Consider the following 11,929-nt stretch of genomic DNA (forward strand, 5'->3'; position numbering starts at 1 on the left):
GGTAGACGATGAGTGACGGTGATCACGCCACTCCCGGCCGCCCGCAGTCCGGCGATTCTGACGGCCAGCATGACTGGCTTACCCGATCGAGGCGGCCCGCACCAGGCGCCGCGCCGTGGGAGCGGGCCATCGACCCGCCTGAACCGCCCGAAACCCCGACGGAAACCGGTCCCGTCACCGTCGCGGACCTGATCGCCAAGATCAACGGCGGTGCGGCGCCCACCGAGCCGAAGCGGCACCGCGCCGAACCCGAGCCGGACCCGGAGCCCGACGCCGAACCCGAGCCGTATCCGGCCGACGAGCTCGACACCACGATCCTGCCCGCGCTGGACGCCGCGCCCTCCGAACTGCCGGACCTCGCCGCGGTCGGCCGCCGGCAGGACACCGCCACCGTGGCGTACCAGCCACGCCACCGGCGCAGCGTGATCGCCGGTCGCGGCATCGCCGCCCTGGTCGCCGTCCTCGCCCTCGTGCTGACCGGCGGCGCCTGGCAGTGGCAGTCCGCCAAGAACAACCTGCTGAACCGGGTCTCCGCGCTCGACCCCGACTCGCGCGACATCCTCGACCCGAACGCCCAGTTCGGCGACGAGAACTTCCTGATCGTCGGCACCGACACCCGCATCGGCGACAACAGCGAGATGGGCGCGGGCACCACCGAGGACGCCGCCGGCGCCCGGTCGGACACCGTGATGCTGGTGAACATCCCGGCCAACCGCAAGCGCGTGGTCGCCGTGTCCTTCCCGCGCGATCTGAAGATCGAGCCGATGAAGTGCGAGGTCTGGAACCCCGAGACGCGGCAGTACGGGCCGATCTACGACGAGGACACCGAGTCGTGGGGTCCGGAAGAGGCCTACACCGAGTACAAGCTGAACTCGGCGTTCGCCGTCGGCGGGCCCAAATGCCTGGTCAAGGTCATCCAGAAGATGTCCGGCCTGCACATCAACCGCTTCATGGCCGTCGACTTCGCCGGCTTCAGCAAGATGGTCGACGCGCTCGGCGGGGTCGAGGTCTGCAGCACCACGCCGATCGAGGACTACGAACTGGGCACCGTGCTGGCCACCGCCGGCCGTCAGGTCGTCGACGGGCACACCGCCCTCAATTACGTGCGCGCCCGCCAGGTCACCACCGAGACCAACGGAGACTACGGCCGCATCAAGCGCCAGCAGCGGTTCCTGTCCTCACTGCTGCGGTCCCTGATCTCCAAGGACACCTTCTTCTCGCTGTCCAAGCTCAACAACGTCGTCAACATGTTCATCAACGACAGCTACGTCGACAACCTCGACACCAAGGACCTCGTCGACCTCGGCCAATCGGTCCAGGGCGTCAACGCGGGGCGGATCACCTTCGTCACCGTGCCGACCGTCGGGTACGCCGACGACTACGGCAACGAGATCCCCCGCACCGACGACATGCGCGCTTTGTTCGACGCGATCATCAACGACGATCCGCTGCCCGAGGAACGCAACGCCGACAACACCCCGGTGCCCGGCACACCCGAGTCGCTGGCCAACCCGGCACCCGCTCAGAACGGCCAGAACCCCGCGCCGCAGGACGGCGAGATCATCGACGCCATCGCCACCAATCCCGGCGACGTGACCGTCCAGGTGTCGAATTCCACGTCCGAGACGGGTCTGGCCTCCACGGCGGCCGACGCACTGCAGGCCCACGGCTTCAACATCACCAGCCCCGACGACTACCCCGGCCCGCTCGAGCACACCACGGTGTTCTTCTCCCCCGGCAACGAGGAGGCGGCGGCCACGGTGGCGTCGTCATTCCCCGACCCGACGATCGAGCGCGCCAGCGGCCTGGGCGACGTCGTGCAGGTGGTGCTGGGCAGCGATTTCTCCAATGTCGCCGCGCCCACCCCGAGCGGCTCCACCGTGAAGGTGCACGTCCTGCGCGGGTCGAAGAATTCCTCCTCCACGCTGCCCGAAGACCTCACCGTCACCAACGCCGCCGACACGTCCTGCGAGTGACGTCCTGCGAGTGACGTCCTGCGAGTGACGTCTGCGTCCATTAGGAGGGTGGCATTCACCTGTCGTTCACTGTGCGCTTCGTGACGATCACGGTGGTCAGCCCGTAGGCTTTTGACCATGCGAACCGCGTACCACGAGCAGCTCGAGGCCCTGACCACCCAGCTCGGCGAGATGTGCGGGCTGGCGGGCGTGGCCATGGAGCGCGCCACGCAGGCCCTGCTGCAGGCCGACCTCGCGCTGGCCGAACAGGTCATCACCGACCACGAACAGATCGTCGCGATGAGTGTGCGCGCCGAGGAGAGTGCGTTCGTGCTGCTGGCGCTGCAGGCTCCGGTCGCCGGCGATCTGCGGGCGATCGTCAGCTCGATCCAGATCGTCGCCGATGTCGACCGGATGGGCGCGCTGGCGCTGCACGTCGCCAAGATCGCCCGTCGACGGCACCCGCAGCACGCCCTGCCCGAAGAGGTCAACGGCTACTTCGCCGAGATGGGACGCGTCGCGGTCGAGCTCGGCCACAGCGCCCAGGAGGTGCTCCTCACCCGCGATCCGGAGAAGGCGGCCCGGATCCGTGAGGAAGACGACGCGATGGACGACCTGCACCGGCACCTGTTCACGGTCCTGATGGATCGGGAGTGGAAGTACGGAGTCGCCGCGGCGGTCGACGTGACCCTGCTGGGTCGCTTCTACGAGCGCTTCGCCGACCACGCCGTCGAGATCGCCCGCCGGGTCATCTTCCAGGTCACCGGGCACGCCCCCGAGGAAGAGGAGCTGCCCGCTCCGCGCTAGCGTCGCATCACCATCAAGAAAGCCCCCCGGGACATGTTCTCCGGGGGGGCTTACTTGTTGCGAGGATGGTTCGTCAGCCGAAACGGCCGGAGATGTAGTCCTCGGTGGCCTTCTGCGTCGGGTTCGAGAAGATCTTCTCGGTGTCGTCGATCTCGATCAGCCGCCCGGGCTTGCCGGTGGCCTCGAGATTGAAGAACGCGGTCTGATCGCTCACCCGCGCCGCCTGCTGCATGTTGTGCGTGACGATCACGATCGTGAAGTCCTGCTTGAGCTCGGCGATCAGGTCCTCGATGGCCAGTGTGGAGATCGGATCCAGCGCCGAACAGGGCTCGTCCATCAACAGCACGTCGGGCTGCACGGCGATCGCGCGGGCGATGCACAGCCGCTGCTGCTGACCGCCTGACAGTCCACCGCCGGGCTTGTCGAGCCGGTCCTTGACCTCGGTCCACAGATTCGCGCCGCGCAGCGACCGCTCGGCGACCTCGTCGAGGGTCTTCTTGTTGCGCACGCCCTGCAACTTCAGACCGGCGACGACGTTGTCGCGAATCGACATGGTGGGGAACGGGTTCGGACGCTGGAACACCATGCCGATGGTCTTGCGCACACCCACCGGGTCCACGCCGGCACCGTAGATGTCGTCGCCGTCGAGCAGCACGGAACCCTTGACGTAGGCGCCGGGGATGACCTCGTGCATCCGGTTCAGCGTGCGCAGCACCGTCGACTTGCCGCAGCCGGACGGGCCGATGAACGCGGTGACGCTGCGCGGCGGCACCGCCATCGACACGTCGGCGACGGCGTGGAACGCGCCGTAGTAGATGTTGACGTCTTTGAGATCGAGACGCTTGGCCACGGGTATCTCCTAAACCTTTTTGGGCGCAAAGAATTTGGCGATGAAGCGGGCGCCGACGTTGAGCAGCGCGATCACGATGATCAGCGTCAGCGCAGCACCCCACATGCGGTCGGTGGGGATCGGGTTGGCGCCGGCCCCGGCGGAGGTCTGGTCGTACATCATGCCGGGCAGCGATCCCATGAAACCGCTGAACATGTCGAAGTTGATGGCCTGCGAATAGCCGACCAGGATCAGCAGCGGCGCCGTCTCGCCCATCACGCGGGCCAGCGACAGCAGGATGCCGGTGACGATGCCCGACAGCGCGGTGGGGATCACGATGGCGGCGATGGTCTTCCACTTCGGGACGCCGAGGGCGTAACTGGCCTCCCGCAGATCCATCGGCACGATCGCCAGCATCTCCTCGGTGGACCGCACGATGACCGGAATCATCAACAGCACCAAGGCAAGTGACACGGCGAAGCCGGACCGCTCGAAGCCCAGCGTCGCGACCCACAGCGCGTAGATGAACAGCGCCGCGACGATCGACGGCACACCGGTGAGGATGTCCACCATGAACGTCGTGACCTTGCCCAGGCGTGTCCCGCCGCCGTACTCGACCAGATAGATGCCGACGAACACGCCGATCGGGATGGAGATCACCGCGCACACCGCGGCCTGCAGCAGGCTGCCGACTATCGCGTGGTAGGCGCCGCCACCAGCAGCGAACGCGGTCATGCCCGCCTGGGAATTCATCCACCAGGTGCTCGACGTGATGGCGCCGAATCCCTTGGCCACCACGGTGTAGAGCACCCACAGCAGCGGGACCAGCGCGATCGCCACCGACAGCGTCACCAGAACCGTGGCGACGTTGTTGGCCACCTTGCGGCGCAGGCTCACACCCTGGAATGTCGGCGCCTTGACGGGTTGATCCAGTGTCGCGGAGGTCATGATGCAGACCGGTCCTTTCCGGAAACCGCGGCCCGGGCCAACGAGTTCACCACGAAGGTCAGGATGAACAGCACCAGGCCGGCCGCGATGTAGGCGCCCGCCTTGTACTGGTCGTTGAATTCCGAAGCAGCGGAGGCGATCTTGCTGGCGAACGTGTAGCCGGCGTCGAACAGCGACCAGCCGAACGCCTGCTGGGTGCCGCGAAGGATGATCAGTAGTGCGATGGTCTCGCCCAGCGCGCGTCCGAGCCCGAGCATCGCGCCGCTGATGTAACCCGACATGCCGAACGGCAGGACCGTGGTCCGCACGACTTCCCAGCGGGTGGCGCCCAGCGCCAGCGCGGCCTCGATCTGTCCGCGCGGCGTCTGCACGAACACCTCACGGGTGACCGCGGTGATGATCGGCAGGATCATCACCGCGAGCACGATGCCCGCGGTGAAGATCGTGCCGCCGCCGGCGACCGAGGCGTTGCCGGTCGAGAACAGGAACAACCACCCGCCCAGCGTCTCGTTGAGCCACAGCGCCAGCGGCCTGATCACCGGAGCCAGGACGTAGAGACCCCAGACGCCGTAGATGATCGACGGCACCGCCGCCAGCAGATCCACCATGTACGACAGCGGACCCACCACGCGATTGGGCGCGTAGTTGGTGAGGTAGATCGCGATGCCCAGAGCGATCGGCATTGCCAGCAGCAACGCGAACACCGACACGAACACCGTCACCTGCAGCAGGTCCAGGATGCCGAACTGCATCGCCGAGGTGTCGGTGGTGATCCAGTTACCGCTGTAGAGGAAGAAGTTCTGCTCGTTGCGCGCCAGCGCGGGAATGGCGCGCCACAACAGGAAGAACCCGATCGCCGCGATGATGACGACGATCAGTACGCCCGACCCCTCGGCCAGCCCGCGGAAGATGCGATCACCGAGGCGCACGGTGCCGTACCTCGACGGGTCGGTCGAAAGCGGTGTCGGCTCGGGGTGCGGTGCGGCCAGTGCCTCACCTGACCCCGATTGCGCGGGATTCGGGATAGTCACAGAAGTTCCGTCAGAGCCCTTCTCGATACCGTTGAATGTCATGGCTGTCAGGCACCCATCCTCGCTGTGAATTCGCTGCCGCGCCAGCGAACTAGGTAGTTACTTGATCGCCTGGATGGACGTCAGCAGGCGCTCCTTGAACTTCTCGGGCAGCGGCACGTAGCCGGCGCTCGACAGCCCGCCCTGCCCGTCATTGGCCGACACGGTCAGGAACGACTTGACCGCCGCCGAGGTGTCGGGGTCGTAGCCGGCGGAGCAGACGATCTCGTACGTCGCGAGCACCAGCGGGTAGGCGCCGGCCTCCTTGGTTCCGTAGATCGAGTTGAGGTCGAGCACCAGGTCATTGCCGTCGGCGGCGAACTTCGCCTCGTCGATCGCCTTGCCGGCGCTGTCGTCGGTCAACTCGACCGCGCCCGCGCCGGTGTCGATCTGCGCGAACGGCAGACCGGCCTGCTGGGCGAAGCCCTTCTCCACGTAGCCGATCGAGCCCGGGGTGGCCTGCACGGCTTGCGTGACGCCCGCCGACTTCTGGGCGCCTTCACCCGCGCCGCCCTGGAACTCGCTGCCGGTGTCCTTGGTCCACGCCTCCGGCGCGGCGGTCTTCAGGTACTTCTGGAAGTTGTCGGTGGTGCCCGACGAGTCCGACCGGAAGATCGGGGTGATCGCGGTGTCGGGCAGCGTGGCGCCGCTGTTCAGCGCGGCGATCGCCGGGTCGTTCCACTTGGTGATCTGACCTTGGAAGATCTTGGCGAGCGTGTCCGCGTTGAGCACCAGCTTGTCGACGCCCTCGAGGTTGTAGGCCATCGCGATGGGGCCGAAGACCAGCGGCAGGTGCCAGGCCGGGTTGTCGCCGCAGCGCTTGGCGGCGTCGGCGATCTGCGCATCCTTGAGCGCGGAGTCCGAGCCGGCGAAGTCGACGTTCTTGGCGATGAACTGCTCGCGGCCGGCGCCCGATCCGGTCGGGTTGTAGGACAGGTTCTTGCCCTGGCACTTCTGGCCCCAGACCTGGTTGAACAGGGCGATGGCGTTCTGCTGGGCGGTCGAGCCCTCGGCGGTGAGCGAGTTCTTGCCGCCGCAGTCGGCGGCCGCCGCGGAGCTGCTGCCCGACGCCGCGGAGCTGCTGCTGCCGCCCGACGCCGAGTTGTTGTCGCTTCCACAGCCGGCGAGGGTCACCGCGGCGATCGCCGCGACAGAGACCGTCGTGCCGAACGTCTTGCCGATGCTCTTGAGCTTCACTGATCCCACTTTCGTCTGTCCCGAATGTCGGGCCTGAGCGGCTCCGAACTCACACGGCAACGTATGCGGCCGTGGTAGACGGACTGGGGATGGTGAGTGAACGAGAGGTGAACAGGTTCAGCGATCTCACAGGTGAAGCGGTGTACGGAAGGCGTAGGCGGCATCGACGTTGACGACCTCGAAACCCAACCGTCGATAGGTCTTCACCGCCGCGGTGTTGTCCGACTCCACGTAGAGCATCACGGCGGCGTCGCGCCCATCGGCTGACAGCCGCTCGGCGAGGTGATGCAGACCGGTCAGCGTCAGCGCCGCCCCCAGGCCGCGGCCCTGCGCAGCAGGGTCGACCCCGACGACGTACACCTCCCCCAACGAGTCGGAATGCGTTTTGGTCCAGTGGAATCCGAGCAACTCGCCGCTGTGCTCGTCGTAGGCCAGAAACAGCCCGGCCGGATCGAACCACGGCTCACCGCGGCGCTCGGCGATCTCGGCGTCGGTCCAGCCACCCTGTTCGGGGTGCCAGGCGAACGCGGCGTTGTTGACCCGCAGCAGCTCCGCGTCGTCCTCGGGGCCGGCGTAGGTGCGGATGTGCACCCCGGCCACCGGCGGCGTGAGGGGCAACCCGGCCAGCGGGCGCCGCATCTGCAGCAGCTCGCGGACGACCACCAGGTCGAGCGCCTCCGCGGCGGCCCGGGCCGGTTCGAGGTTGCCGTGCGCCCAGATGCGCGCATCGGGTCCCCCTTCGGGCAGGCCGGCGCGGATCATCGCGCCGCCGATTCCGCGGCGACGGGCGGCGGGGTGCACCACAAGCTCCGCCATCGCGGGGGCATCGTCGCCCGCGGGCGTGAGGTTGAGGTAGCCCCGCACGGCGTCGTCCTCGACGGCCAGCAGGTGCCGGGTGCGGTCGTGGGCGAGTTCACGCAGTACCTGATCGCCGACCGGGGCGATGTCGTCGGCGGCCGTCGCCGCGGCGATGAGGTCGCGCACCTGCCCCTGTTCCGCCTCGGACAGCTGCTCGCGCCAGCTGACCGACGTCACTGACGCGGCAGCGCGTCGGCGGGTGTGCCGCCCAGCGCCTCGGAGACGTCGTCGTCGAGGGCGCTGACGTCGTCGTCGTACGGATCGTCTTCGAGGTCGTCGGCGTCGGCGGCCGCCGGCCGGCCGCGGGCCGGACGAACCGCCTTGTAGCCGACGTTGCGCACCGTGCCGATCAGCGACTCGTACTCGGTGCCCAGCTTGGCGCGCAGGCGCCGGACGTGGACGTCGACGGTGCGGGTGCCGCCGAAGAAGTCGTAGCCCCACACCTCCTGCAGCAGTTGCGCCCGGGTGAAGACGCGCCCGGCGTGCTGGGCGAGGTACTTCAGCAGCTCGAATTCCTTGTAGGTGAGGTCCAGCGGACGCCCCCGCAGTCGCGCGGTGTACGTGCCCTCGTCGATCACCAACTCGCCCAGGCTGATCTTGCCCAAGTTCTCCTGGTTGGCCGCGCCGCCGCGGCGACCGATGAGCAGGCGCAACCGGGCGTCGATCTCGGCGGGCCCGGTGCTGGGCAGCAGGATCTCGTCCAGTCCCCACTCGGTGTTGACGGCGACGAGACCACCTTCGTTGACCACGGCCACCACGGGCACCGACGTCCCGGTGGTGCCGAGCAGCCGGCACAGGCCCCGCGCGGCGGCCAGGTCGGTGCGCGCATCGACGATGGCCACATCCGCGGATCCGGCCTCGAGCAGCGACGACACTTCGGTGGGCGCCGTGCGCAGATTGTGCGCCAGCAGCGACAGCGACGGCAGAACCGAATCCGGATGCGGGTCCACAGTCAGTAGCAGTAGATCCAACTGGCCCTCCAGCAAGCGGTGGAGATTCTTCGCCGGGACCTCGCCGCTACATCGTTGTCTCGCGGTGACTTCCCAGATTCATGCCCGACACGTGGCCGTTACCCGACCGATGGTTTCCTCACGATACCGTGCCACCTGCCGTTAAGCCGCGCCGAACGGGCCACTCGGGCGGCGTGGGCAACAATGTCCGGGTGCGCAAGCTCGTCCTCGGTGCGGTCGCGACCACGGTCGTGGTGATTCTCGGTGCTGTCGGCGCCGACTTCGGGGCCGCGATCTATGCCGAGTATCGCCTGGCCAGAAGCGTGCGCAGCGCCGCGAACCTGAACTGGGACCCGTCGGTCGCCATCCTGGGCTTTCCGTTCATCGCCCAGGCGGTGGACCGGCACTACGACGAGGTCGAGATCAAGGCCAGTGGTGTTGATCACGCCGTGGTCGGCAAGGCGTCGCTGGAGGCGACGCTGCATTCGGTGGACCTGGGCGACTCCTGGCTGGTCGCGCCCGACGCGGTGCTCCCGGTGGGCAAGGTGGAGAGCCGCATCATCATCGATTCCACCCACGTGGGCCGTTTCATGGGCATCCCCGACCTGCTCGTCGAGGCCCCCACCCGGGAGACCAACGACTCGACGGGCGGCACCACCGAGTCCGGCATCTCGAGCAACCGGGGCGTCGTCTTCACCGGCACCCCGCGGCAGGCGGGCATCGACGAGCGCGTGAGCATCGCCGTCGATCTGTCGGTCGTCGGGCCGGCCCGCACCACCTTGAAGATGACGGCGACCGGGGTGCTGACCGGTCCCGGGACGGCGGACGAGGACGTTCCCGCCGACAAGCTGCCCGCCGTGCTCGCGGCGTTCTCCACCGAACTGCCCGGCCAGAAACTGCCGTTCGGCATCGCCCCGACGAGCGAGGGTGCGCGCGGATCCGACGTGATCATCGAGGGCATCGCCGAGGGAGTAACCGTCGACCTCGACGAGTTCAGACTGTCATGAGCTCTTCGTGGATCGCCGTGATCGCCGTGCTGATCGCCGCCTTCGGCCTGGCCTATGTCATCGGCCGGATGCTGACGCTGCGCGCGGGCGTGCTGAAGGCGACCGAAGACGCCCCGGCCGTGGACACCAGCGAGCTGGGCCTGTCCGGCACCGGGCCGACCGTCGTGCACTTCAGCGCGGTGTGGTGCGGACCGTGCGCGGGCGTGCGCCGGGTGGTCGATCAGGTGTGCGCCGACCTTCCGGCCGTCGCGCACGTGGAGATCGACATGGACGCGAACCCGGATGCGGCGCGGCGGCTTTCGGTGCTCTCGCTGCCGACGACGTTCATCTTCGACGCCGACGGCCGCCAGCGGTACCGGACGTCGGGGGTACCCACTGCCGCTGACCTGCGGTCGGCCCTGCAGCCGCTGTTGGCTTGATCACCCCGTCATTGGGTAAGCTGTCGACCGTGTCAGCCCGCGTCGAGCTCGTGCTCACCAAGCGCCGCGCAGTCGATCTGTGCCGCGTTGCGGGTTGTTGCTGTTGTTGTAGCTGCTGAGTAGCCGCGCTTTCATCCTGCGCCGCACTCTGCGAGCGGCCGTTTCGACGTGCCGCGTCAGCCATCCCAGACAACAGGAGCACAGCCATGTCGAGCACCACACAGACCACCACACCCGCACAGGTCGACGTGCGCGGTCCGCGGTTCGTCGCCTGGGTGACCACCGCGGTTCTCGTGGTCACGCTGCTGGTGTCGGCGTCGAGCCCGGCGACCGCGGCGGTGCTGCTGGGCGTCCAGGCGGTGGTGTTCGCGCTCGGCGCCGCGCTGGGTCCCCGGCGCCACCCCTACGGTCTGGTGTTCGCCTCGCTGGTGGCGCCCCGGCTCGGTCCGGTCACCGAACGTGAGCCGGTTCCGCCGCTGAAGTTCGCCCAGCTCGTCGGCTTCGTCTTCGCCGTGCTCGGCGTCGTCGGCTTCGCCGCCGGTTCCCTTGTTCTGGGTCTTGTCGCCACCGGTTTCGCGCTGGTCGCGGCGTTCCTCAACGCAGCTTTCGGGATCTGCCTGGGCTGCCGGCTCTACCCCCTGTTCCTCCGCCTGAACCCGTCTCACTCGTAACCGAAAGGATCTCCTCCATGGCACGCTCCGACGTCCTGGTCACAGCCGACTGGGCCGAGAGCAATCTCGACGCGCCGAACACCGTCTTCGTCGAGGTCGACGAAGACACCAGCGCGTACGACACCGGTCACATCCCCGGCGCGATCAAGCTGGACTGGAAGACCGACCTGCAGGACCAGGTCAAGCGCGACTTCGTCGACGCCGAGCAGTTCTCCAAGCTGCTCTCCGAGCGCGGCATCGCCAACGACGACACGGTGATCCTCTACGGCGGCAACAACAACTGGTTCGCCGCGTACGCCTACTGGTACTTCAAGCTCTACGGCCACGAGGACGTCAAGCTCCTCGACGGCGGGCGCAAGAAGTGGGAGCTCGACTCGCGTCCCTTGTCCACCGACACGGTCACCCGCCCCGGGACCAGCTACACCGCCAAGGCGCCCGACAACAGCATCCGCGCCTTCCGCGACGAGGTGATCGCCGCGATCGGCACGAAGAACCTGGTCGACGTCCGCTCCCCCGACGAGTTCTCCGGCAAGATCCTCGCGCCGGCGCACCTGCCGCAGGAGCAGAGCCAGCGGCCGGGCCACGTGCCGGGCGCGATCAACGTCCCGTGGAGCAAGGCGGCCAACGAGGACGGCACGTTCAAGTCCGACGAGGACCTGGCCAAGCTGTACGCCGACGCCGGCCTGGACGGCGAGAAGGAGACCATCGCCTACTGCCGCATCGGTGAGCGCTCGTCGCACACCTGGTTCGTGCTGCAGGAGCTGCTGGGACACAAGAACGTCAAGAACTACGACGGCAGTTGGACGGAATACGGCTCCCTGGTGGGCGCCCCGATCGAGTTGGGAAGTTGATATGTGCTCTGCACCGAAGCAAGGACTGACGTTGCCCGCGAGCGTCGACCTGGAGAAGGAGACGGTGATCACCGGTCGCGTCGTCGACGGCTCCGGTCAGGCGGTCGGCGGTGCCTTCGTGCGCCTGCTGGACAGCTCCGACGAGTTCACCGCGGAGGTCGTCGCGTCGGCCACCGGTGACTTCCGGTTCTTTGCCGCACCGGGCACCTGGACGCTGCGTGCGCTGTCTCCGGCGGGCAACGGCGACGCCTCGGTGGCGCCGTCGGGCGCCGGCATCCACGAGGTCGACGTCAAGGTCGCGTGACCGACTGCGCCGTCGCGCCCTCGGCTCGGCGCGGCGGCGCGCACCTTCCTCGGAGGGTTCGTT

14 protein-coding genes are annotated in these 11,929 nt (G+C 68.0%); 8 read left to right on the forward strand and 6 right to left on the reverse strand.

Annotated features, from left to right (window positions below):
* Positions 1-8 precede the first annotated feature (8 nt).
* Together MCHUDSM44219_RS24680 and phoU are read left to right on the forward strand one after the other, a co-directional pair.
* The gene (locus tag MCHUDSM44219_RS24680; RefSeq protein ID WP_048420906.1) at positions 9-1,976 is read left to right on the forward strand and encodes an LCP family glycopolymer transferase; all 1,968 of its coding nucleotides are present in this window, start codon (positions 9-11) and stop codon (positions 1,974-1,976) included.
* 117 nt (positions 1,977-2,093) lie between these two features.
* A complete protein-coding gene (gene phoU, locus MCHUDSM44219_RS24685; RefSeq protein WP_048420907.1) occupies positions 2,094-2,762 on the forward strand; it encodes a phosphate signaling complex protein PhoU in 669 nt (222 codons plus the stop codon).
* A 73-nt stretch (positions 2,763-2,835) separates the two neighbouring features.
* Here phoU and pstB read toward each other — a convergent pair whose 3' ends face one another.
* From pstB to MCHUDSM44219_RS24715, 6 genes are all read right to left on the reverse strand, one after another.
* A complete protein-coding gene (pstB, locus tag MCHUDSM44219_RS24690) occupies positions 2,836-3,612 on the reverse strand; it encodes a phosphate ABC transporter ATP-binding protein PstB (protein WP_048420908.1) in 777 nt (258 codons plus the stop codon).
* Positions 3,613-3,621: 9 nt separating this feature from the next.
* Positions 3,622-4,539, reverse strand: a complete 918-nt coding sequence (gene pstA, locus MCHUDSM44219_RS24695; RefSeq protein WP_048420909.1) for a phosphate ABC transporter permease PstA — start codon at positions 4,537-4,539, stop codon at positions 3,622-3,624.
* Positions 4,536-5,612: a phosphate ABC transporter permease subunit PstC gene (gene pstC / locus MCHUDSM44219_RS24700; protein WP_048420910.1), complete on the reverse strand. Its 1,077-nt coding sequence runs from the start codon at positions 5,610-5,612 to the stop codon at positions 4,536-4,538. The genes pstA and pstC overlap by 4 nt, the downstream gene beginning before the upstream one ends.
* 57 nt (positions 5,613-5,669) lie before the next feature.
* Positions 5,670-6,806, reverse strand: a complete 1,137-nt coding sequence (gene pstS / locus MCHUDSM44219_RS24705; RefSeq protein WP_048420911.1) for a phosphate ABC transporter substrate-binding protein PstS — start codon at positions 6,804-6,806, stop codon at positions 5,670-5,672.
* Positions 6,807-6,932: 126 nt separating this feature from the next.
* Positions 6,933-7,841: a mycothiol synthase gene (mshD, locus tag MCHUDSM44219_RS24710; protein WP_048420912.1), complete on the reverse strand. Its 909-nt coding sequence runs from the start codon at positions 7,839-7,841 to the stop codon at positions 6,933-6,935.
* Positions 7,838-8,635, reverse strand: a complete 798-nt coding sequence (locus tag MCHUDSM44219_RS24715) for a winged helix-turn-helix transcriptional regulator (RefSeq protein ID WP_048420947.1) — start codon at positions 8,633-8,635, stop codon at positions 7,838-7,840. Before MCHUDSM44219_RS24715 ends, mshD begins: the two co-directional genes overlap by 4 nt.
* 173 nt (positions 8,636-8,808) lie before the next feature.
* Between MCHUDSM44219_RS24715 and lmeA the strand changes: the two genes are divergently transcribed.
* The 6 genes from lmeA (at position 8,809) to MCHUDSM44219_RS24740 (ending at position 11,866) form a co-directional block, all read left to right on the forward strand.
* Positions 8,809-9,621, forward strand: a complete 813-nt coding sequence (gene lmeA / locus MCHUDSM44219_RS24720) for a mannan chain length control protein LmeA (RefSeq protein WP_048420913.1) — start codon at positions 8,809-8,811, stop codon at positions 9,619-9,621.
* Positions 9,618-10,040, forward strand: coding sequence for a thioredoxin family protein (locus MCHUDSM44219_RS24725; protein ID WP_048420914.1), 423 nt, complete (start codon positions 9,618-9,620; stop codon positions 10,038-10,040). Before lmeA ends, MCHUDSM44219_RS24725 begins: the two co-directional genes overlap by 4 nt.
* 29 nt (positions 10,041-10,069) lie before the next feature.
* Positions 10,070-10,159, forward strand: coding sequence for an Ms5788A family Cys-rich leader peptide (locus tag MCHUDSM44219_RS31790; RefSeq protein WP_407661868.1), 90 nt, complete (start codon positions 10,070-10,072; stop codon positions 10,157-10,159).
* Positions 10,160-10,246: 87 nt separating this feature from the next.
* Entirely contained in the window at positions 10,247-10,711 is a 465-nt protein-coding gene (locus MCHUDSM44219_RS24730; RefSeq protein WP_048420915.1) for a DUF4395 domain-containing protein, read from the forward strand.
* Positions 10,712-10,728: 17 nt separating this feature from the next.
* Positions 10,729-11,562, forward strand: a complete 834-nt coding sequence (locus MCHUDSM44219_RS24735) for a sulfurtransferase (protein ID WP_048420916.1) — start codon at positions 10,729-10,731, stop codon at positions 11,560-11,562.
* 1 nt (position 11,563) lies between these two features.
* A complete protein-coding gene (locus tag MCHUDSM44219_RS24740) occupies positions 11,564-11,866 on the forward strand; it encodes a DUF1416 domain-containing protein (RefSeq protein WP_024448701.1) in 303 nt (100 codons plus the stop codon).
* Positions 11,867-11,929 lie beyond the last annotated feature (63 nt).

Origin of the sequence: Mycolicibacterium chubuense, from assembly GCF_001044255.1 — a bacterium.
Classification (GTDB): domain Bacteria; phylum Actinomycetota; class Actinomycetes; order Mycobacteriales; family Mycobacteriaceae; genus Mycobacterium; species Mycobacterium chubuense.

What these genes read in the sequence shown, in the direction of transcription:
- MCHUDSM44219_RS24735 (WP_048420916.1), top strand. Translation starts at nt 10,729, where the DNA reads ATGGCACGCTCCGACGTCCTGGTCACAGCCGACTGGGCCGAGAGCAAT.
- phoU (WP_048420907.1), top strand. Translation starts at nt 2,094, where the DNA reads ATGCGAACCGCGTACCACGAGCAGCTCGAGGCCCTGACCACCCAGCTC.
- MCHUDSM44219_RS24730 (WP_048420915.1), top strand. Translation starts at nt 10,247, where the DNA reads ATGTCGAGCACCACACAGACCACCACACCCGCACAGGTCGACGTGCGC.
- pstA (WP_048420909.1), bottom strand. Translation starts at nt 4,539, where the DNA reads ATGACCTCCGCGACACTGGATCAACCCGTCAAGGCGCCGACATTCCAG.
- MCHUDSM44219_RS24680 (WP_048420906.1), top strand. Translation starts at nt 9, where the DNA reads ATGAGTGACGGTGATCACGCCACTCCCGGCCGCCCGCAGTCCGGCGAT.
- pstC (WP_048420910.1), bottom strand. Translation starts at nt 5,612, where the DNA reads ATGACATTCAACGGTATCGAGAAGGGCTCTGACGGAACTTCTGTGACT.
- MCHUDSM44219_RS24725 (WP_048420914.1), top strand. Translation starts at nt 9,618, where the DNA reads ATGAGCTCTTCGTGGATCGCCGTGATCGCCGTGCTGATCGCCGCCTTC.
- MCHUDSM44219_RS24740 (WP_024448701.1), top strand. Translation starts at nt 11,564, where the DNA reads ATGTGCTCTGCACCGAAGCAAGGACTGACGTTGCCCGCGAGCGTCGAC.